The 20,621-nt window shown below is 60.6% G+C and carries 16 protein-coding genes; 5 read left to right on the top strand and 11 right to left on the bottom strand.

Features of this window, described 5'->3' with window-relative positions; all coding sequences use genetic code 11:
• Nucleotides 1–4: 4 nt before the first annotated feature.
• The 11 genes from ACM6I6_RS07905 to yaaA form a co-directional block, all read right to left on the bottom strand.
• Nucleotides 5–1,180, bottom strand: a complete 1,176-nt coding sequence (locus ACM6I6_RS07905; RefSeq protein ID WP_274073930.1) for an alginate O-acetyltransferase — start codon at nt 1,178–1,180, stop codon at nt 5–7.
• Between the two features lie 11 nt (nt 1,181–1,191).
• Nucleotides 1,192–2,757: an MBOAT family O-acyltransferase gene (locus ACM6I6_RS07910; protein WP_274073929.1), complete on the bottom strand. Its 1,566-nt coding sequence runs from the start codon at nt 2,755–2,757 to the stop codon at nt 1,192–1,194.
• Nucleotides 2,758–2,964: 207 nt separating this feature from the next.
• A complete protein-coding gene (locus ACM6I6_RS07915) occupies nt 2,965–4,077 on the bottom strand; it encodes a mannuronate-specific alginate lyase (protein ID WP_323625983.1) in 1,113 nt (370 codons plus the stop codon).
• Between the two features lie 8 nt (nt 4,078–4,085).
• The gene (locus ACM6I6_RS07920) at nt 4,086–5,537 is read right to left on the bottom strand and encodes an alginate O-acetyltransferase (protein WP_323605619.1); all 1,452 of its coding nucleotides are present in this window, start codon (nt 5,535–5,537) and stop codon (nt 4,086–4,088) included.
• Between the two features lie 10 nt (nt 5,538–5,547).
• Nucleotides 5,548–7,122, bottom strand: a complete 1,575-nt coding sequence (gene algG, locus ACM6I6_RS07925) for a mannuronan 5-epimerase AlgG (protein ID WP_274073926.1) — start codon at nt 7,120–7,122, stop codon at nt 5,548–5,550.
• A 26-nt stretch (nt 7,123–7,148) separates the two neighbouring features.
• Nucleotides 7,149–8,633 (bottom strand): alginate export family protein, encoded by a 1,485-nt coding sequence (locus ACM6I6_RS07930; protein ID WP_274073925.1) that lies wholly within the window; start codon nt 8,631–8,633, stop codon nt 7,149–7,151.
• The gene (algK, locus tag ACM6I6_RS07935; protein WP_406592064.1) at nt 8,630–10,141 is read right to left on the bottom strand and encodes an alginate biosynthesis TPR repeat lipoprotein AlgK; all 1,512 of its coding nucleotides are present in this window, start codon (nt 10,139–10,141) and stop codon (nt 8,630–8,632) included. Before algK ends, ACM6I6_RS07930 begins: the two co-directional genes overlap by 4 nt.
• A gap of 9 nt (nt 10,142–10,150) precedes the next feature.
• Nucleotides 10,151–11,320, bottom strand: coding sequence for an alginate biosynthesis protein Alg44 (locus tag ACM6I6_RS07940; RefSeq protein ID WP_274073923.1), 1,170 nt, complete (start codon nt 11,318–11,320; stop codon nt 10,151–10,153).
• A 36-nt stretch (nt 11,321–11,356) separates the two neighbouring features.
• Nucleotides 11,357–12,838, bottom strand: coding sequence for a mannuronan synthase (gene alg8, locus ACM6I6_RS07945; protein WP_406592065.1), 1,482 nt, complete (start codon nt 12,836–12,838; stop codon nt 11,357–11,359).
• 198 nt (nt 12,839–13,036) lie between these two features.
• Nucleotides 13,037–14,353, bottom strand: a complete 1,317-nt coding sequence (locus ACM6I6_RS07950) for a nucleotide sugar dehydrogenase (protein WP_274073922.1) — start codon at nt 14,351–14,353, stop codon at nt 13,037–13,039.
• 812 nt (nt 14,354–15,165) lie between these two features.
• Nucleotides 15,166–15,945 (bottom strand): peroxide stress protein YaaA, encoded by a 780-nt coding sequence (gene yaaA / locus ACM6I6_RS07955; protein ID WP_274073921.1) that lies wholly within the window; start codon nt 15,943–15,945, stop codon nt 15,166–15,168.
• 287 nt (nt 15,946–16,232) lie between these two features.
• Here yaaA and ACM6I6_RS07960 point away from each other — a divergent pair, with 287 nt between their 5' ends.
• The 5 genes from ACM6I6_RS07960 (at nt 16,233) to moaE (ending at nt 20,482) form a co-directional block, all read left to right on the top strand.
• Nucleotides 16,233–17,357, top strand: coding sequence for a polysaccharide deacetylase family protein (locus ACM6I6_RS07960; RefSeq protein ID WP_274073920.1), 1,125 nt, complete (start codon nt 16,233–16,235; stop codon nt 17,355–17,357).
• 335 nt (nt 17,358–17,692) lie between these two features.
• Complete coding sequence (locus tag ACM6I6_RS07965; protein WP_046820461.1) at nt 17,693–19,087, top strand: PhoH family protein; 1,395 nt, start codon at nt 17,693–17,695, stop codon at nt 19,085–19,087.
• A gap of 226 nt (nt 19,088–19,313) precedes the next feature.
• Nucleotides 19,314–19,787 (top strand): cyclic pyranopterin monophosphate synthase MoaC, encoded by a 474-nt coding sequence (gene moaC, locus ACM6I6_RS07970; RefSeq protein WP_323605626.1) that lies wholly within the window; start codon nt 19,314–19,316, stop codon nt 19,785–19,787.
• A complete protein-coding gene (gene moaD / locus ACM6I6_RS07975) occupies nt 19,784–20,026 on the top strand; it encodes a molybdopterin converting factor subunit 1 (protein ID WP_046820459.1) in 243 nt (80 codons plus the stop codon). Before moaC ends, moaD begins: the two co-directional genes overlap by 4 nt.
• Nucleotides 20,027–20,029: 3 nt before the next feature.
• Nucleotides 20,030–20,482, top strand: coding sequence for a molybdopterin synthase catalytic subunit MoaE (gene moaE / locus ACM6I6_RS07980; protein ID WP_274073918.1), 453 nt, complete (start codon nt 20,030–20,032; stop codon nt 20,480–20,482).
• Nucleotides 20,483–20,621: the final 139 nt, after the last annotated feature.

Below are 20,621 nucleotides of genomic sequence, written 5' to 3' on the forward strand. Positions count from 1 at the left end.
TCTTTCAGTTTTGCGCCCGGTCGGGCGTCTCGGATTTAGTGTTGATGGCTACGTTTTGTTGGCGGGCGCCGGCTTGTTTAAGCTCTGCGACCCACTGCGGGTCGGCGTCGCCGATTTCGTTGTTCACAGGCAGATAGCGTTCAGGAAACTCCCAGATCAGCACTTGTGGCGGGCTGTTCTTGAAAGCGTCGCTTTTGAGGTAGCTGAGCATCGGCAGGATCGGGCCGTGGCCGTCTTCGGCGTAATTGACCACGTCGCTGCGCAGCGCTTGTTTCAACGCGCCGACGAAGTTCCAGTTAGGGTTGGCGCTGTAGCTGGTGCCGATCAGTGCCACGGGCACTTCGGTGTTGGCGAACAGGGCGTCTTCAGCGGCTGGCTGGTCATCAGCGGCAACGGTGTTGCGCTTCTGCAGAGGCTCTTGCGCCGGCATCAGGTTTTCGAACAGCGGGTCCAGTGGCAGGAACAGACGCAGGTCGCCCTTGTGGGTGATTTTCTCCGCAGGCTCGGTGACGAAGTTTTGCGGTTCGCCGCTCAGCGGGTACTTGTCGGCAATGGTCCTGGCCAGGCGGTTGGCGGCGATCTCGGCGCCTTCCGGAGTCCAGTGGGTGTCGGTGCGCAGGAACACTTGCTTGCCGTCGCGCTTGGCCGCTTGCAGCGGGCCCAGCAAATCAGGGGCAAGGATGTGGTCGGCGGCCAGACGCTTGTGGAAGTCCTGGTAGAGGTTGGCGTGGATGCTGGCCGGTTTCACCTCACCGAGGTGTTCCGGGTACAGGCGCACCTTGGCCGGAACCACCGCCATCACCAGTTTCACACCCTTGTCTTTCAGGGTCTGGCGCACGCCTTCGACCAGCGCGTAGTTGCCTTGCAGGTTCAGCTCTTCGTTGACCGTCGGATGGAATTCTTCATCGCTGTACAGCCACTGGTCGCGACCGAGCACGACGCCCGGACGACCCTCGTTGAACAGCTTGAAGTCCAGCGCGGCCCAGAGGTTGGTGCCCAGGCGCTTGATCGGGAACTCGTCGTCGTAGTGCGTCTCCACGGCCTTGGTCCAGCGGCCGTTGAGCACCGTCGCATCGGCGTTGGTGCTGAAGCCGAGGAAGCTGCGGACCGACCACAGGCCCAGGGCCAGCAGCGTCACCAGGAACAGGGCGATGTAGAAGATGCGTAATGAGCGGGTCATGGTCAGATCCCTCAGAACTGGAAGTAAAGGAACGGCGAGAAGCTTTGCGCCGAGAGTTTGAGAATCGAGGCGATGAACAGCAGCAGTACCAATGCGCGCATTGCGTAGCGCGACCAGTCAGCGGTCCAGTAGGCCGGTTGCACCTGGGCATCGACGCCGACGGTGTAGCCAGGCTGGTGGATGCTCGCCGGGTTATCCCCAGGCGCTGCCTTGATCAGGCCGGGTTCGCTGGCGGCCGGGCCATCGGCATCGACATTCACTTCAGGCTTGGTCTTCACTGGCGGCTGGTTGCTGTAGAAATCACGCAGGCCGAAGAACGCCAGGGTCACGTAGGCCACTACCAACGTTGCGATTTGCAGGCCGGTGAGGCTGGCCTGGTTGAGTTCCGACAGCGACCACTCGCCGAAGCTGAACATCGCGCCGTACATGCGACCGGCCACGTGCAGGTTTTCCGCCCGGAAGATCACCCAGCCCATCACTACCAGCAGGAAGGTCAGTGCCCAGCGAATCGGGTTGAAGCTGCGTGGCGAAGTGTTCAGGCCGAGGGCTTTCTCGATCGCCAGCCACATGCCGTGCCATGCACCCCAAACGATGTAGGTGATGTTCGCACCGTGCCACAGGCCACCGAGCAGCATGGTCAGGAACAGGTTGCGATAGGTGGTCAGGGTGCCTTTGCGGTTACCGCCCAGGGTGATGTACAGGTAGTCACGCAGCCAGGTCGACAGGCTGATGTGCCAGCGGCGCCAGAACTCGGTGATCGACTGGCTGATGTACGGTTGCTTGAAGTTTTCCATGAAGCGGAAACCCATCATCAAGCCCAGGCCGATGGCCATGTCGCTGTAGCCGGAGAAGTCGAAGTACAGCTGCGCGGTGTAGGCCAGGGCGCCGAGCCAGGCGTCACCCGTGGTCGGGTTTTGCAGGGCGAAGCAATGGTCGGCCACTACCGCGAGGGTGTCGGCGATGAACACCTTCTTGATGAAACCCTGCATGAACCGCGTGCAGCCCTCGGAGAATTTGTCGAGGGTATGGGTGCGGTTGTTGAACTGGTCGGCGAGGTCGCGAAAACGCAACACGGGACCTGCGATCAGGTGCGGGAAGATCGCCACGAACGCCGCGAAGTCGATCAGGTTGCGGGTCGCCGGGGTATCGCCACGATAGACGTCGATGATGTAGCTGATGGACTCGAAGATGTAGAACGAGATGCCGATCGGCAGCAGCACATGGGTCAGGATAAACGGCTCCAGGCCCACGGAGGTCATCATGGCGTTGATGCTGTCGACGCCGAAGTTGGCGTACTTGAAGTAGCCGAGGATGCACAGGTCGACCGCCACGCCGAGCAGCAGCCAGCGCTGCGCCGGTTTGGTCCGAACGCCAGCGGCGCCGACTTTCAGGCCGATCCAGTAGTTCCACAGCGTGACCGCCGCGAACAGTGCGAGGAAGTCCACACGCCACCAGGCGTAGAACACGTAGCTGGCGATCAGCAGTAGCAGATTGCGATAGCGTTGCCCGCTCAAGTAGTACAAGCCGAGAAAGATCGGCAAGAACAAAAACAGGAACACGTTGGACGAAAAAACCATCCCGATCTCTCCTTGTTTGAAGCTACATTCAAGGGCCAACGGCCCCCCCAAACCCCCCACGAAAAACCGGGGGCACATTGCATTCAAAAACCACCGCGATCCCTGTAGGAGCTGGCTTGCCAGCGATTCGGTCTGACATCCAACATTGATGTCGACTGACACACCGCATCGCTGGCAAGCCAGCTCCTACAGGGGGAATGCGTCGTTCTAGGAACCCTTGCCCTTTTCGTTGGCCGGGTCGTAGACCTTGGTCAAATCCCCGCCCAGGCGGAAGGTCTTGAACGGTTGCATGTCATGCTTCTTCTCCAGCACCTCCGGCGCGCAGGTGTAGAGGGTGCAGAACGGTTCGAGCCAGGCGAATTTCGAGTCGACTTTCAGGTCGGTCATGTCCTGTTTCTTGCCGTTCTTTTCCTCGAACTCATCCGGGTCTTCTACCCCGGCGAGTACGCGATCACCCAGGCGTTTCAAGGCGCCATTGTTTTCCTGACGCAAATCCACACCATTGACCTGGGCGAAACTGGCGATCATCGCCAGCGGCGGCAGGGCATAGTTGTGATAGGCAAGGGCGCGTTGCTGGCGCTTGAGTTCGTTCGGCAGATAACCGTCCGCATCAACCTGATTGGCGCCGACCTTGTATTCCTTCACGGCCCAGTCGAACAGGTCGCGGCGGTTGGTGGCGACCGAGGTCGCCATCACCGACCAGGCGGCCCAGTACGAGTGGTTGTTGGTTTTTTCCAGCGGCAGGTTGTCCCAGTCGCTGACCACCTGGTCGGCCATGCGGTTGAACCAGGCTTCGATCAACTGCGACTCCTGCTGATGGTTGGCCAGCGGGTGGGAGTCGGAAAACTTCAGGCGAATGTAGGACGACGCCATGCTGCCCAGCGCCCATTTGCGCATCGACTTGCCGGTGTGGTTGAAGTCCTTGGACATCAACGCATCGGCCTTGGCCCACGCCGTCAACCAGTTCAGGGTGCATTCCAGCTGTTCCGGGCGACCGTCACGCATGAACTGCATGACGCGCTTGCTGGTGCCGCGCTCGAGCTTGGTGATGTCGGCGGTGCTGTCGCGGAAGGCTTTTTCCGACTGCACGTTCAGTGTTGAACGGGCCTTGTCCGAACCTTCGTACTTGCTGCGAAATTGCAGCGAGCCGGTGTAGGGCGTCGGCATGGCATCGCAGCCGTCGCTCTTGTCGCCGGTTTTGACTTTCTCGATCGGCGCAAAATAGCCCTGTGGCGGGCGCAGTGGCGCCGCGGCCTGGGTCGCACCGGCGAACATCGCCAGGCTCAACAGCGTCAATGTTGCAAGTTTCGGATTTCGCATAGCAGACCTCATTGCCCGGCTGAAGCAGTACGTTGCTCAGCGTTCGGGAATACGTTGCGTTTGCAGATTTTCGCTTCGACTTTCTGTGGCGCGGTGCCCGCTTTTTCAGGGCCCTGGATTTCGACGGCCAGCAGGTTCTGCGAGGCCCAGTCTTCGTCCGTGCGCAACTCGAAGGCGAAACGTCCGTCAGTGTCGGAGGTTTCCGGTTTGTCAATCTTGATGTCCTCGTGGCGCCCGTTCATGTACCAGAGGGTGGCTTGCAAGGTTTTCACCGAGGTGTCGGCGAAGCGGATGTCGACCTGGTGACTGCTGTTTTGCAGGTTCAGGTTTTTGCTGTTGACCATAAGCTCGTTCTTGCCCGGCTTCAGCGTGGTGCTGGCGGACATCTGTGCATCCTTGCCTTCGCAACCGTTGTCCAGCAGCGCCATCATCTGGCGGTAGATGGTTTCCTGGTCGAGGCGATAGAGCGGCGAGAATTCCCAGATGAGAATCTTCGGCGGGTTCTTCTGGAACTCTTCGCTGCCCAGGTACTGCAGCATCGAACCTTCCAGGCCACCGCCGGGGAACGCCACGTTGAGAATGTCGGCGCCGATGGCCTCTTCGAGGAAACCGGCGAAGTTGTAGTTCTTGCCACTGTGGCTGGTGCCGACCAAGGTGATTTCCGGATTGCCGGAATCGCCGAACAGATCGCCATCGCCTGCTTCGCCTTTCGGCTCGGTGGTGAATTGATCCATGTACTGGATCGCGTAGCTGGTGCCACAGAGTTGACCAGCCATGTTGTGCAATGTTCCGGTCTTGCCCATGCGACCCGACTTGTGGGTCTCGAATTCACGCTTGGGAATGTCGGCGAAGGCCGGGATCTGCTTGACCTTTTCGGCCACGATTTTTGCCGTGCGCTGGGCGCCATACGGCGTCCAGTGCTGGTCGCCGCGGAAGTAGAAATCGTGGGCGGGCAGGGTGTCGGGCAGCGACTCGTTGGTCAGCGGCGACAGGTCCGGTACCACGTAACCCATCTGCGCGAAACGGCCGAGCATGGTCTTGTAGTTCTTCAGCGCCTTGTCGAAATCGAAGCTGGCTTTTTCTGCCGGGTTCAACTTGTTGCGGTTCACCAGGCCACGGGTCGGCTGGTAAACCACCACCAGCTCCACGCCTTTGCTCTTGAACGCATCGTGCAGTTGCTTCATGCGCTTGTAGCCGGCAGGTGTGGTGTCGAATTCGGTGCGCAAGTCTTCTTGCGTACGGAACAACCAGTCGCCCTGGGCCTGTACCAGCGTGGTGAAGTTCTGCTGGTAACGCGTGGTGTAGTTCTTCGCGTCGTGGGCGGCGGGGCACAGGCTGCAGCACGGCTCGGCGCTGAATTTCGGTGCTTGCACTTCATCGGCGCGAACACCACCGCTGGCGGCGAGAATGCCGGCGGTCAGGGCCGACAGGCTGAGTAATTTGATCAAGTGTGGGTGCATAAAATTATCCTCAGTCCCGCATTTCGGTCTGGCGTTCGACAGGGTCGATCAGCACGGCTTTCTGCTGGCGCACCAGCAGGTCGAGAATTTCATCCTGGCGCTCGCCGAGAATCCCCGAGAAGCTGATGCCGCTGGATTTGGTCGGGGCGAGCATGGACACGCGATACAACTCGACGCTCAGCGGCGAGTCGATGGACAGTGGGCCACTGCCATTGGCCGCCAGTTCACCGCCGACCACGATCAGCGACACCTGGGCGTCGAACGGGTCGAGCTTGATGTCACGGTCGGTGTTGGTCAGGTCCTTGATGTGGCCGTAGACGCCGGTCAGGCCGTTGGCCATGGCGACGTTTTCGTACAGGCGAATGTTCACGCTGTTACGAATGCGGATGCCGTGACGACGGTTGCTGATCACCTTGTTGCCCCACAGCAGGTTGTCGGCACTCTCGTAGAGGGTGATGCCGTCGGTGTGGTTCTGGTAGATCTCGTTATGGGCGATCAGGTTGTTCACGCTGTTACGGTCGATCACCAGGCCCGACAACTTGTTGTCGTAGCTGCGGTTGTTGAAGATGAAGCTGTCGTTGACCTCACGGGAAATGATGATCCCGTGCTTCTTCTTGGTCCCGAACACCGTGTTGTCGGCAATGATCAGGCCGTGGGAACGGTCGTGGGGGTCGATGCCGTAGACGATGTTGTCTTTGTAGGTGTTGCCCTTGACCACGAAGTCGCGGGTTTCGTAGCAGTAGAAGCCGTACCACATGTCCGAGAACTCGGAACCGACGATCCAGCCGGTCGGCTCAGGACGCTTGAGTACCTTGGCCATGTTCGGCGTGTACTGGGAAATACTCACGCCGTAGGACTTACTGTTGGCGTAGCCGAAACTGGCGATCTTGCTGTTGGCGATGTAGGTCTCGGTGCCGCCCCAGGACAGCAGGAACGGACGGAATTCCTTGGGCGACTTGAAGGCCGCCGGGCCGTTGGCCTTCTCACTCCAGCCAGTGATTTTGGTATCACGCACGAACAACTGGCCGTCGTTGACCAGGAACGAGCCGGCCTCCTGGGACAGGCGCAGTTCCTGGGTCTGCTTGTCGATTTCCAGGATGCCCTTGTTGCCCACCACGATCGGCAACTTGGCCAGGAATACGCCCGGCGAGGTTTCGCTGAAGTACTGCTTGGGCAGCTTCTTCGCCAGGTCCTTGAGGTTCATGTAGCCGTCGTCAACGAAGATCGCCTGGGGGATGCCGTGCTGGCGCACGACCCACTCGGCCATCTTGTTGTCGCCGCCGATGAAGTCCTTCAGGGCGTCTTCCTGCATCATGCGGCGCACGCTGATCTTGCCGGCCTTGCTGCGCACGACTTTTGCGGCGATGGCTTCGGCGGTGTAGCCCGAGGTGTCCGGCAGTTTCGGCGTGGCCAGCTCCAGCGGCGCGGTCGGTGCGCTGCTGACGGTATAGGTCTTGGCCTGTTGCAGTTCCTTGGCCATGGTGGCCGGCTTGGCGGCCGGCTCCACATTGGCGAAGGCAGTCGCGCTGGCCAGCAGCAGGGCGCCGGCGAGCAAGGTCAAGGACCCTTTCTTGGCACTGTTCATGTCGGGGACTCCCTTCGCAATGTGCATCAGAAGCGCCAGATCACGTCGACGAACGCGCGGTGCATGTACGAATCGACTTCCTTGCCGTAGGCGTCGCCCGGCTTGAACACACCGCCACGGAAGCGCACCAGGGCCGAAGGCTCATCGATCTTCTGGCTCAATGCCGCCGGCAGCAGGCCTTGCTTGAAGTACTTGGTGACCACCAGATCCATTTCCTGGCCGAGGTCTTTATCACCATCGTTCAGTGGCAGGGACGTGCTGGACAGCACCGCGCCGGTGACGTCGTCGGTGTTGTTCTGCACGGCGTCGATGCCGTTGCTGGTGATCGGCTTGTTGCCGTCGACGCGCCAGAACTTGTGGTAGATCAGGCTGGCGTCGTACTCGTCGTTGAGCATCCACGAACCGAACAGGGTGGCCGATTGCATGTTGTTCATTTCGCCACGGAAGGCTTCGCCGAAACGGTGCACACGCGAGCGGGTACCGGTGTAGCTCGAGCGGTTGCTTTCCAGGCCGTTCTGTTCGTAATCGGCGCTGGCACGGGCGTAGGCCGCACCGACTTGCCATTGCGGATCGAGGCGCAGACGTACGCCCAGGTCGGTGGCCCAGCCATCGACATCGCCGCTGTGCTTGGCTTGCGCCGGTGCGGTGCCATCGGCGTTCAGCGGGTTGACCGTGTCGCGGTCGCCGCTCATGCCGGTGATGCTGCCCCAGTAGTTGACCGTGTTGGTGTTGCGCCAGTTGTAGGCGTCGCTGTTGGCCTGCAGGCCCAGCCAGCTGATATCGCCGTTCTGTTTCTTGTCCAGCGAATCGCCGGCCACACCCGGCTCTGGATAATCGAGCTTGCCGTCATCGTGGGTGTGATGACCGCGAATGCCGGCCCAGTGGCCCGGTGTCCATTGGTATTCGGCATCGGCGTAGGCGTGCAGGCGATCCTTGTCCTTCGGCGCCAGTTCCTTCAGGTCAGTGCGGTACTCGCTGAAGCGTTCGGCGATACCGGCGTTGGCGCGCAACAGGGTGGTGTCGAAGGTCCAGTTCAGGGCTTCGATGTTGGTGTCGCGCCATTGACCGTCGTCGTTGTGCAGACGCTGGCGGCCGAATTTCAGGATTTCGCCAGGGTAGGGCGTGAAGCCGCTGTAGCCGACCCAGAACTCGCGCATCGCCAGGTAGTTCTTCTTGGTCTTGCGGTCATTGTTGACGGTGTTTTCGGTGCCTTCGGATTGCTGCAGGGTATCGGTCTCGATGATGTCGGTGGACGTCACGGCTTGACCCATTGCATACGCGCTCCACGCGCCGCTCTCGCCATACACCCACGGGCGCAGGTCGAGGCCCAGGCCATTGACGTCGCCGCCACTCTGGGTGCCCAGGTCTCGGTCGTCTTCGGACTGGCCGGTGATTTTCACGTCCAGGCCGTAGTTCTTGGTTTCTTCAGTCATCGCCGCCAGTGTCGGGCACGACCAGATCAGCGCGAATGTCAGGCCGATTCCGGCCTTCATGAATGGATTCAACTTCATAGGGATTCCTCGCCGTCTTCTTCTTGCAGGGCGTGCAGTTGCAGCGTGTTCTGGCTCAAGTTGCCGCGAACCGCCTGTTCCTGTTTCAACAGGCGCTGGGCCTCGGCCAGCTGCGCAGGCGGCAGTTGGGCTTCGAGGGTTTGCGCAAGCTCGGTGGCTTGCGGGGTGTTCTGGGTCTTGGCCAACTGGCTGAAGACGTATGCATTGAGCGGGTCAGGCTTGGTGCCTTTGCCTTGGGAAAACAGTTGGGCGATGGCGAAGTCGGCGCTGTTCTGGCCGTTACGCGCAGCGGTCAGCAGATGATCCAGGGCCTTCTGCGGATAGACCTTGCCCAGGTAGCCACGGCGATAGATCTGGCCAAGGTAGTAATCGGCGGCGACTTCACGGCCGACGGCTTTCTGGAAGTGTTCCTCGGCGACCTTGGCGTCGGCCGGGACCATCTTGCCTTCGTAGTAGAGCTTGCCCAGCAACAGCTCGGCGCGCGGTTGGTCGGCGGCGCGGCCGTTGTCCAGGTACTTCATCATCTGGTCGACATCGCCGAGTTCCGGGAAGTCGTAGATCAGTTGCGCGAGGGTGACCCACGAGGCCGGGTAGCCTGGAGCGATGGGTTCAAGCAGCGACTGCGCGGTTTTTTCGTCGGGCGTGCCCAGGGTCCGATCGGCGAGCACGCGGGCGACGCTGTCGACACGCTGGGCGGAAACGGCGCCGCGACTGTGAGCGGCCTGCATCTGCTTGATCAGCTCGGCCTGTTGCTCCGGCTTGGCCTGTTTCTGGTAGACCGTGGCCAGTTCGACGTAGCAGATGTCGGTGGTGTTGAGCGCCGCCTTGCAGACCTTTTCCACTTCGTCGAGGTGCTGGTCGTAGGTGCCCTGGGTGCGATACAGCAGCACTTGCGCCAGGCCCGCTTCCGGCTTGCCTTCGGCGCGCCATTGGCTGATCTGCTGCTGGGCGTCGACGTTGGGGAAGCTGTGCGGGTATTGCAGGTACAGCATCGCCAACGGGATCAGGGTGTTGCCTTCGCCGGCGGCCGAGGCTTTTTTCAACAGGCCTTCGGCTTCGTGCTGTTCGGCTTCGGTGGAGCCGGGCTTGGCCACCAGCAGGCGACCCAGGCGTGCCTGGGCCCGCGGTGAAACGCTGGCCGCGGCGCGGTAAGTCGCTTCGGCCTGTTTCATCTGCGCCGGGTCGCGGCTGTCGACCTGGAGATCGGCCAGGCCAACCTGGGCTTCGCTGTAGCCCAGGTCTGCCAGTTGCTGGTAGTTCGCCGCGGCAGTGGCGGTATCGCCGCGCTTGAGCGCTTCGTTGGCCAGGCGCTGGTCGGGCAGGCCGGCGCAACCGGCGAGGCTGACTGCCAATGCCAGCGAGCACACCATCAATCCTATGTGGGAGCCAGCCTGCTGGCGATGCATTCGACTCGGTGTTCCAGCGGTACCGCATTGATCCAATCGCTGGCAGGCCAGCTCCCACAGGGACTGCGGTGTTCTTGGAATTGGTGGCGTCGTCACGTGCATGTCCTCCGGTTACAGACCAGCAGCCATGGCTTTGTCGATCAGCCAGTTCAGGTTCGGGCCACGGTCGCTGTTCACTTCCACCGGACGGCCGGCGAGGCTGCTGTCCAGGGCTTCGTCAGGCTGGATCAGGACGCGGATGTCGGATGACAGGTCGGCGCTTTTCAGGCTGGTGCTGCTGACGATCTTGCCGGTGCGGGTCTTGTCTTCGCCGGCGATCTGGAAGCGCACCGGGGTGCCTGGCAGAACGTCGCCGAACTGGCGATAGGAGAAGCGCGCCTCGACGTTGGCTTCGGTATTGCGTGGCACCAGTTGGAAGATCACGTCGCCTTTGCTGGCGTACTGACCGTCGGCGACCATTTGCTGGGCCACGGTGCAATCGCACGGCGAGGTCAGGGTGCCGGTCATCTGCTTGCCGAACAGCTCTTCAACCTTGGCCGGGGCCAGTTGATCGTCTTCCAGGTGACCCTTGAGCACGTCGAGCATGCTGGTGCTGAAGGTCGCCAGCGGTGCGCCTTTGGCAGCGACGCCATCGCCTTTCACCAGGCTCTGCACGGTGCCGTCGCGGGGCATGGTGATGTTCACGCCCGGCACGCTGACCAGGCCGGCCTGGGCGTGGCTGACGAAGTACATGCCGTACACCGATTTGAAGATGAAGCCGAACGCCGCCAGGCCGACGACGAAAACCCCCAGGCTCAGTGTCACTGCTTTCATGCGCCCGAACGCGCTCATGCCGTGGCCGCCGTCCTTGATCTTGCGCGCCTTGGTGAAGTTGTCGCGCTGCAGGGTCGCCAGCACTTCACCGATGGTGACGATGTCGCCCGCCAGGTGCGAAGTGATCAGGTGGCGCAAGGTCGAGATGTCCTGCGGTTCCAGGTTCTGGAACTGGCAGCCGGTACGACCGGTCTCGCGATCATGGGAGCGCACCTGCAATTCCACGTCCATGGCCAGGCCGAGGTTGTCGATGACGAACTGCAGGCGGGCCTTGTACTTGTCGCCGATCTTCAGTGGCAGTTGCCCGGCATTGAAGGCCAGGCCACCGGCGGACAGGTCGATCACTCGCGCTTCGACCGGCGTACGGTCAGGGCCGAAGAAACGCAGCTTGGCCGGGATTTTCACTCGGGCGTGTTGGCGCTGGGCTTCGGATTCATGCACTACGTTGGCGTTGACGGCGGTATTCATATGGGCGATTTCCTGGTTAATTCAATAAGGGGGCGGTCAGACCATCATCAGCAGCACGGCGACAAAAATGCTGCCGGCGGAGAAGGTCATGGTCCGAGACGACCAGGTGTTGAACCAACGTTGAAAGCTGGCGAGATCACGGGTCAGGGAAGTGGGCTGGCGAGTCCAGGACTGTTGGTCGAGGCGGAAGAACACGTAGATCTTCACCAGCGCGCCGACGATCTGGTTGTAATAGAGAATCGCCGGGTATGCCGGGCCGATCCGGTGGCCGGAGCAGGACAGCAACAGGGTCAGGATCAGGCGGGTGATGCCGATCCACAGCAGGTACACCAGGATGAACGCGGTGCCGTACTTGAAGCTGGCGATCAGCGCCACGGTCAAGCCCAGCAGGGAGGTCCACATCGACACGCGCTGATCGAACAGCACCACCGAGGTGAACGCACCGAGGCGTTTGACCCCAAGGCCGAGGGCCCGGGAGTTCTGGCGCAGGTTGTTGCCGTACCAGCGGAACATCAGCTTGCGGCTGGCCTTGATGAAGCTCTTCTCAGGCGGATGCTCGACGGTGTTGATCGCCGCGTCCGGCACGTAGAAGGTGTCGTAGCCCAGGCGCATCAGGCTGAACCAGCTCGACTTGTCGTCGCCGGTGAGGAACTTGAAACGACCCAGGCGCCAGTGTTGCAGCGAGTCGCTTTCCACGTCGGCGATGAATTCCGGGTTGGTCACCACGGTGGCACGGAACACCGACATGCGCCCGGTCATGGTCAGCACGCGCTTGGACAGGGCCATCGAGCACATGTTGATGTGGCGCTGGGCGAAACGCAGCTTGTGCCATTCGCTCATGATGTAGCCGCCGCGCACTTCGCAGAACTCGTTGGTGGTCAGGCCGCCGACGTTGCCGAACAGCTGGAACCACGGCACGGTCTTGCGCACTGTGCCCTCGCCGAGCACGGTGTCGCCATCGATCACGGCCACCACGGCGCGGTCATCCGGCAGGTGGCGGGAGATGGCGCGGAAACCGTAGGCCAGGCCGTCGCGCTTGCCGGTGCCGGGAATGCGCACGAAGTCGAGCTTGACCCGGGCAGGCGGGTTCATCCGGTTCCACAGGCTCTTGACCAGCAGTTCATCGGACATTTCAACGATGGAGCAGACCACGGTGGTTGGCAGCTCGCAGTCGATCGCTTCACGGATCACCGAGCTGTAGACCTGCGCGGTGGTCAGCGCATCGATACGAAAACTGGTGACCATCAAAAAGACATGGGACGGGTCCGCCGCCTTGCCCAGCTTGCGCACTTTGCGCCGCAGGTGCGGGTAGACCACGTACAGGAACAGCATGCCGCGCAGAAAGTGCGTGGCACCCATCGAGTAGCGCCAGATACCGACGATACCGATCAGGAAAATGAAGTCCTTCGACTCGGAGTCGAACGTGGACACAGGCAGCGCCATGGCGATGCCCATCAATAAACTCAGGTAGAACAGCCAACCGGCGGCCTGGAGTAGGCCGTGCTTTAGCCTGTGCATAATCTGCATCCGTCTCGATCTCGGGCGAGCCTGTGGGGTGGCCCGATGGGGTTAAGGCAGGCTTGTGAAAACTGGCGGCACCCGTTCTGGATGACGCCAGAGTCCCTGTAGGAGCTGGCGAAGCCTGCGATCTTTTGATCTTTAGCCATCGCCTGCGCCAAAAGATCGCAGCCTGCGGCAGCTCCTACAGATACCGCGTTACCAGCAGATGCCTTCAGTCCGGCCAGTCACGCTGGTGGCCTTGGACATGAAGCCGACCAGGTCGATCACCTGCTTGCCGTGTGGAACGTTCTGCACCAGGGCGCGGAATTTCTCGTCACGGTTGCCGAGGATGATCACGTCGGAGTTGTTGATCACTTCGTCGAAGTCGGCGTTGAGCAAGGACGAGACGTGGGGGATCTTCGACTCGATGTAGTCCTTGTTCGCGCCGTGAACGCGGGCGTATTCGACGTTGCTGTCGTAGATGCTCAGGTCGTAGCCCTTGCCGATCAGCATTTCCGCCAGATCCACCAGCGGGCTTTCGCGCAGGTCGTCGGTGCCGGCCTTGAAGCTCAGGCCCAGCAGGGCGACTTTGCGTTTGTCGTGGCTGGAAACGATGTCGAAGGCGTTCTGCACCTGGGACTCGTTACTGCGCATCAGCGAGTTGAGCAGCGGTGCTTCCACATCCAGGGACCCGGCGCGGTAGGTCAGGGCGCGCACGTCTTTGGGCAGGCAGGAACCGCCGAAGGCGAAGCCCGGGCGCATGTAGTACTGGGACAGGTTCAGGGTCTTGTCCTGGCAGACCACGTCCATCACTTCACGACCATCGACGCCGACGGCCTTGGCGATGTTGCCGATCTCGTTGGCGAAGGTCACCTTGGTGGCGTGCCACACGTTGCAGGTGTACTTGATCATTTCGGCAACGGCGATGTCCTTGCGGATGATCGGTGCGTCGAGTTCTTCGTACAGCGATTGCAGAACGTCGCCCGAGGCCTTGTCGAACTCGCCGATGACGGTCATTGGCGGCTGGTCGTAGTCGGCGATGGCGGTGCTTTCGCGCAGGAACTCAGGGTTCACGGCAACACCGAAATCGACGCCGGCCTTCTTGCCGGAGCAGTCTTCGAGAATCGGGATCACCACGTTGGCCACGGTACCTGGCAGCACGGTGCTGCGAACCACGATGGTGTGGCGGGTGGTCTTGTCACGCAGGACAAAACCGATCTCGCGGCACACGGCTTCGATGTAGTTCAGTTCCAGATCGCCGTTCTTCTTGCTCGGCGTACCGACGCAGATCATCGACAGGTCGGTGTCGCGAATCGCCTCGGCGAAGTTGGTGGTGCCACGCAGGCGACCGGTCTGGATACCCTGGGCCAGAAGTTCGCCCAGGCCTGGTTCAACAATCGGCGATTTGCCGGCATTGATCATATCGATCTTGTCTTTGGCAACATCGACGCCAACGACGTCATGGCCCCGTGCAGACAGGCAGCCGGCACAGACAGCGCCTACGTAACCCAAACCAAATATGCTGATGCGCATCGCATTTACCTCAGTGTTGATCAAGCCGTTAGATGGCCGGAGTTAATGGTGTTCAGCGGTTATAGTGCACGCGGAAGTTACGCCTGGCAGGCGCGACAATACCGCGTGCTGGCATAAAAGTTCCGAGTGTCTAAATAAGTGCACTCAAGGTGTGCGCAACTAGGCCTTGTTGTTATGACTTGCCCTGTTATGCAGCGCGTCCTCTGTTCAGAAGAAGTTCGTGCAATGTTCCTGCACGCTCGATGTCAGGCCGAAAGCCCGTAGATCAAGCGTTTTGGTGCCCGGGTGAGCACGTTTATAGGGACGCGGCCTTGGCCTTGCAGGGGATATTAATGGTGCGTATCTCCTGTGCGTTCTGGTGTTGCCCAAATCAGGGGGTTAGTCAGTGGAAGTTAGTATTGCAACTTCACTACATGGTTCCCTGATCTGCGTAAGTTATCTCGTACATCCACGGCGAGAATCGTTACCGGTGGTATGAGCGGTGCATCTGGACATAGTTCCGGCCCGCTCATCACGAAATCTGAAATTTCTTGAAATATTGTCGAAGATGGCACTGCTCTCAAATTGATAGCACTTGCCGTTTCGCCCTTTATATATAGGCGGATTATTGGAGGGGATAGTTTTTTGCCACTATCGATAATTTTTTTCGGTGCCACTACTGAAAAAAATGATCGAAGTCGAGTGAAACTAAAGTTAGAAAATTGACAGGTGGTATTTTGGCGTCATAAAAATGACGAAAAAAGCGAGGGATTTCGAGGAGATCAGTGGGGGCGCACGAGGGGAGTTGGAAGGTCGTGCGCCGACCCGTTGATTTACTCTGGTGCGTGGTCGCGCAGGAACACCAGGTTGTCCGGTTTAGACTGTTCGGCGCTGTAGCGATAGCCCTGAACATCGAACTGCTTGAGGGCTTGCGGGTCGTTGATGCGTTCTTCGATGACGAAGCGGCTCATCATGCCCCGGGCCTTTTTCGCGTAGAAGCTGATGATCTTGTACTGACCGTTCTTCAGGTCCTTGAACTCGGTGTTGATGATGCGTGCGTTCAAGGCGCTGCGCTTGACCGCCGAGAAATACTCGTTGGACGCCAGGTTGAGCAGCACGTCATCGCCCTGGTCGGCCAGGGCTTCGTTCAGCCATTCGCTGATCCGCGTACCCCAGAAGGCATACAGGTCCTTGCCCCGGGCATTGGCCAGTTTGGTGCCCATTTCCAGACGGTACGGCTGCATCAGGTCGAGGGGACGCAGCAGGCCATACAGGCCGGAGAGCATGCGCAGATGTTGCTGGGCGTAGTCGAAGTCGGCTTCGCTGAAAGTTTGCGCATTGAGCCCGGTGTAGACGTCGCCCTTGAACGCCAGCAAGGCCTGCTTGGCGTTGGCCGGGGTGAAGGCGGGTGTCCAGCTGCCGAAGCGGGCGGCGTTGAGCCCGCCGATCTTGTCGGAAACGTGCATCAGTTCGCTGATCTGCGCCGGGGTCAGCTCGCGCAGCTGCAGGATCAGCTCCTGGGAATGGTCGAGGTATTGCGGCTGGGTAAAGCGCTGGGTCGCCGGCGGCGTTTCGTAATCGAGGGTCTTGGCGGGGGAAATCACCGTCAGCATGAAGTCGTCTCCTTTAATCGTGGCGGCGATTCTAGGGGGTTGACCGTGTTGACTCCAGCTATCGGTGCGATAGGTGATCGGTGGCGTCATGGGACAAGATCGCAGCCTCGCTTCGCGAGACAGCTCCTACGGGACCGGGTTGGCTTGAAAATGGACCGTACCCGGGAGCGGGTTGGCTTGAACTCGGAACAGCCCCCCCTGTAGGAGCTGTCTCGCGGAGCGAGGCTGCGATCTTTTGATCTCCCCGCGATATAGTGCCGCCCGGGCCCGGTTATGGAGACTTCCCATTGCGCATCGTTTTTCTCATCTCGATCTGGCTATTTAGCTTCGGCGCCATCGCGGCACCCGGTGAAGTAGCAACGCTGGATCGCAGCACCTGGCCGGAAAAACTCGACAACCCGACCCTGTTCGATGTCGCCTCGCGGGCCGAAATCCTCATGTTCGCCCGGGTGCTGCTGGCCAGTGAAGCCCTGGACGAGGCGGCGCTGGCGCAACGCCTTGGCTTGCGCACCATCAACCTGGAGTCGGTCAATCGGGTTCGCCAGCGCCTGTGGCAACGCCTGCTGGCCAACTACAACTTCGCTCAGCAGAGTTGCGACCAGGACGCCTCCTTCTGTTTCCTGGTCGAGGACATGGCCACCTTGCGCGAGCAGGCCGGCAAGTTCCAGCTCAGCGAGGACAGCTACTACACCCGATGGTCCGAGCCGAGTCGCCTGTTCCACACCCAGTACCTGGATGAGCAACTGCGCAAGGCGGCGCTGTTCCCGCAAACCAGCAGCGAAGTCGATCGTTTTGGCGACTATGAACGCAATGGCGACGGCATGCATGATCGGCTGTTTCTAATGACCTTCGACAGCGCCGCCAATGCCACGCCGGACAATACCGACTGGATTGCCGAGTACCTGCGCAAGGCGAACCTCAGTGGCACCTTCTTCGTGCTCGGCAAGGACCTCCAGGCCCGTTTAAACGAGCGCTCGGTGGCCAGCCTGCAGTCGACCTGGTCAACCCAGTGCATCGGCGTGCAGGGCTGGGAATTTCGCTCCCACAGCCACTGGCAGGACTGGCAGGACTCGGTACGCCGCAGCGTCGAGCTGGCCAAAAGCAAGCTGCCGGAGAACTTCGTGCCGCTGTTTCGCCCGCCCGATGGCCAGCGCCGCGCCGACGCCGCCGCTTTCTTCAAGGCCCAGGGCTTGCAGGTCGCCCTGTGGGATATCGATGCCCAGGACGGTGCGGGCAAGCTCAAGGGCAGCCAGAGTGCGCAACGGGTGCTGACCCTGATGCTGCTGTGGCGCCACGGGGTGATCAATTTCAATGTGAAGCAGGAGGGGGTGAAAACGGCGTTGCCCTGGCTGATCACACAAACGGCGCAGAGCGGGATCGGGTGGGAAGACTGTCAGGAGGGATTTCGCTGAAAACCGCCAAAGCCCGTAAACATTGGGTGAAAGGCGATTTTAGAGGTGATTTTGCTGCAGGTTGACTTCCGACTGTAAACGGGTGATGGCAGTCCGCCAAGTGTTATTGGTCATTCTGAAAAATAAACTTCAAAAAAGCGTCAAAGTACTTTTTTCTGTCATGGGTTTTGGAGTATTACGAAGACAGACCGCCGAAACCTGCAACACAGGTGGCGTCTCCCAAGACCCGCATGTATGCAGAACACTTGAGTCCCCGCAGGTGTATTCGGTAGTCACTTCGAGGCGCAGCACCGCCAAGGTATTGCGTCGACTGGCTCCCACAAAGGTGACCGAGTATGGATGATCACGGACGTAGCTCTTCTTCCAACCAGCCAATCCTTTATGTACTCGATACCAACGTATTGATTCACGATCCAAACGCGCTGCTTAACTTCGAAGAACACCACGTCGCGATCCCGATGACCGTGCTTGAGGAACTCGACAAGCTCAAGAGCGGGCATCACAGCGTTGCCGCCGAATGCCGCCAGGCCATCCGGCTGATCGACAAGACCCTGGGCGATGCCTCACCCGAGGACGTCGAGCAGGGTGTGCCGATCCAGCGGGGCAAGAGCGGACCCAAGGGTTTGCTGTCAATTCTGATGAGCAAGCACGCCGAGCCGAACCTGATTCTGCCCGAGCACCTGAACGACAACAAAATCATCAACCAATTGATCGACCTGCACGCGCGGGACCCACAGAAGCCCGTGGTGCTGGTTACCAAAGACATCAACATGCGCCTCAAGGCCCGCGCCTGCGGGATCGCGGCCGAGGACTACAGCACCGACCAACTGGTCGACGACGTATCGCTGCTACCTAATGGCTACCACAACATGACCGGCTCCTTCTGGGACCGCGTGAGCAAGGTCGAAACCCGCCAGGACCACGGCCGCACCTGGCATCAGGTACAGCTGATCGACAACCTGCCCGCAGTGCACATCAACGAGTTCATCATCGACGAGCAGGGGTTCGTCGGCTGGATCAAGGAGATCGAGGAAGACAAACTGCTGATCCTGGACCTGCACCAGGAACCGCTGCTGCACCAGGAAGCCTGGGGCCTCAAGCCGCGGGACATCTATCAGAGCCTGGCGCTGTATGCCTTGCTCGATCCGGACATCCACCTGGTCAACCTGTCCGGTGCCGCAGGCTCCGGTAAAACCATCCTCGCGCTGGCCGCGGCCATTGAACAGACGATGGTCAGCAAGCGCTACCGCCGCATCATCGCCACCCGCAGCGTGCAAGGCCTGGACCAGGAGATCGGCTTCCTGCCCGGCACCGAAGCGGAAAAAATGGAGCCTTGGCTGGGCGCCATCACCGACAACCTCGAAGCCTTGCACATGGATGACGAAAGCACCCATGGCAGCGTCGACTACATCCTCAGCAAAGTGCCGTTGCAGTTCAAATCCCTCAACTACATCCGGGGCCGCAGCTTCCAACAGAGCCTGATCCTGATCGATGAATGCCAGAACCTCACGCCGCACCAGATGAAAACCATCATCACCCGTGCCGGCGCCGGTTCAAAAGTAGTGTGCCTGGGCAACCTGGCACAGATCGACACCCCTTACCTGTCCGCGACCAGCTCCGGGCTGACCTACCTGACTGAACGCTTCAAGGACTTCCCGAACGGGGTGCACATCACCCTGCAAGGGGTGCCACGTTCAATCCTGGCCGAATACGCCGAATCGCATCTGTAACCTTCACCCAAAACCGGGCGGCCCCAAAGCCGCCCGGTTTTTTATGGCCGACAAAAACCTTGTAGGAGCTGGCTTGCCAGCGAAGGGGGCCTTGAAGCTTGCATTGAATTCAAGGCCCTCATCGCTGGCAAGCCAGCTCCTACAGGAATGCGGCCATCCGATAATCTGGCGTGCGGAAATCTGACCCACAGGTTTACAATCGAAACTCCTGATCAGGAGTAACCCCGTGCTGACTCATCTCGATTCCCAAGGCCGCGCCAACATGGTCGACGTCACCGAAAAAGACGTGACCTTCCGTGAAGCGACGGCCCAGGCGCTGGTGCGCATGCTGCCCGAAACCTTGCAAATGATCGTCAGTGGCGGTCACCCCAAGGGCGATGTGTTCGCCGTGGCCCGCATTGCCGGCATCCAGGCGGCGAAAAAGACCAGCGACCTGATTCCCCTGTGCCATCCGCTGATGCTGACCGGGGTCAAGGTCGAACTCAGTGCCGAAGGCGAGGACAGCGTGCGCATCGTGGCGTGCTGCAAGTTGTCCGGGCAGACCGGTGTCGAGATGGAGGCCCTGACCGCCGCCAGCGTCGCCGCCCTGACCATCTATGACATGTGCAAGGCCGTGGATCGCGGCATGACCATCGAAAGCGTGCGCCTGCTGGAGAAGGTCGGCGGCAAGAGCGGGCATTTCCAGGCGGAGCAGCCATGAACGTCACCGTGAAATTTTTTGCCCGTTACCGCGAAGCGCTGGGCGTCGATGCGGTAAAGGTCGAGGGCGACTTCGCCACCGTCGACGACGTACGCGCATTGCTGGCCCAGCGCGACGGCGCCGAAGTCTTGAGCGAGCAGAACCTGATGTGCGCGCGCAACGAAGACCTGTGCCAGCTCGACGAACCGGTCAGCGATGGCGATGAAGTGGCGTTTTTCCCCACCGTGACCGGGGGCTGAGCCATGGCCATTCGCGTGCAATCGACCGCGTTCGACCCCGGCGCCGAAGTCAACGCCATGCACGATGCCAATGTCGGCGTCGGCGCGGTGGTGAGTTTCGTCGGCTATGTTCGCGACTTCAATGACGGCCTGGATGTCGCCGGGATGTTCCTCGAACACTATCCGGGCATGACCGAAAAAGCCCTCGGCAAGATCGCCACCGAGGCCGAGCAGCGCTGGCCCTTGCTCAAGCTGGAAGTGCTGCATCGCATCGGGGCCCTGGAGCCCGGCGAGCCCATCGTCTTCGTCGGCGCCGCCAGCGCCCACCGCCAGGCGGCCTTCGACGCCTGCGCCTTTGTCATGGACTACCTGAAAACCCGCGCCCCGTTCTGGAAAAAGGAAAACACCAGCGATGGGCCGCGTTGGGTCGAGGGGCGTGACAGCGATCATGCGGCGGCGGATCGCTGGAAGCGGTAATTCCTGCGGCGTTCTTTAGTCAGTCTTCGCGAGCAAGCCCGCTCCCACAGTGATCTTCTGTGAACACAAACTCTGTGTACGACACAGACCCCTGTGGGAGCGGGCTTGCTCGCGAAGAGGCCATCCGCTTCACCCAAGA

The sequence above is a fragment of the Pseudomonas sp. IT-P218 genome (assembly GCF_949767605.1).
Lineage (GTDB): Bacteria > Pseudomonadota > Gammaproteobacteria > Pseudomonadales > Pseudomonadaceae > Aquipseudomonas > Aquipseudomonas putida_AE.

Excerpts from the sequence above, each read along its gene's own strand:
- ACM6I6_RS07905 (WP_274073930.1), bottom strand. The coding sequence starts at position 1,180 with ATGACCCGCTCATTACGCATCTTCTACATCGCCCTGTTCCTGGTGACG.
- ACM6I6_RS07910 (WP_274073929.1), bottom strand. The coding sequence starts at position 2,757 with ATGGTTTTTTCGTCCAACGTGTTCCTGTTTTTGTTCTTGCCGATCTTT.
- ACM6I6_RS07915 (WP_323625983.1), bottom strand. The coding sequence starts at position 4,077 with ATGCGAAATCCGAAACTTGCAACATTGACGCTGTTGAGCCTGGCGATG.
- ACM6I6_RS07920 (WP_323605619.1), bottom strand. The coding sequence starts at position 5,537 with ATGCACCCACACTTGATCAAATTACTCAGCCTGTCGGCCCTGACCGCC.
- algG (WP_274073926.1), bottom strand. The coding sequence starts at position 7,122 with ATGAACAGTGCCAAGAAAGGGTCCTTGACCTTGCTCGCCGGCGCCCTG.
- ACM6I6_RS07930 (WP_274073925.1), bottom strand. The coding sequence starts at position 8,633 with ATGAAGTTGAATCCATTCATGAAGGCCGGAATCGGCCTGACATTCGCG.
- algK (WP_406592064.1), bottom strand. The coding sequence starts at position 10,141 with ATGCACGTGACGACGCCACCAATTCCAAGAACACCGCAGTCCCTGTGG.
- ACM6I6_RS07940 (WP_274073923.1), bottom strand. The coding sequence starts at position 11,320 with ATGAATACCGCCGTCAACGCCAACGTAGTGCATGAATCCGAAGCCCAG.
- alg8 (WP_406592065.1), bottom strand. The coding sequence starts at position 12,838 with ATGCACAGGCTAAAGCACGGCCTACTCCAGGCCGCCGGTTGGCTGTTC.
- ACM6I6_RS07950 (WP_274073922.1), bottom strand. The coding sequence starts at position 14,353 with ATGCGCATCAGCATATTTGGTTTGGGTTACGTAGGCGCTGTCTGTGCC.
- yaaA (WP_274073921.1), bottom strand. The coding sequence starts at position 15,945 with ATGCTGACGGTGATTTCCCCCGCCAAGACCCTCGATTACGAAACGCCG.
- ACM6I6_RS07965 (WP_046820461.1), top strand. The coding sequence starts at position 17,693 with ATGGATGATCACGGACGTAGCTCTTCTTCCAACCAGCCAATCCTTTAT.
- moaD (WP_046820459.1), top strand. The coding sequence starts at position 19,784 with ATGAACGTCACCGTGAAATTTTTTGCCCGTTACCGCGAAGCGCTGGGC.
- moaE (WP_274073918.1), top strand. The coding sequence starts at position 20,030 with ATGGCCATTCGCGTGCAATCGACCGCGTTCGACCCCGGCGCCGAAGTC.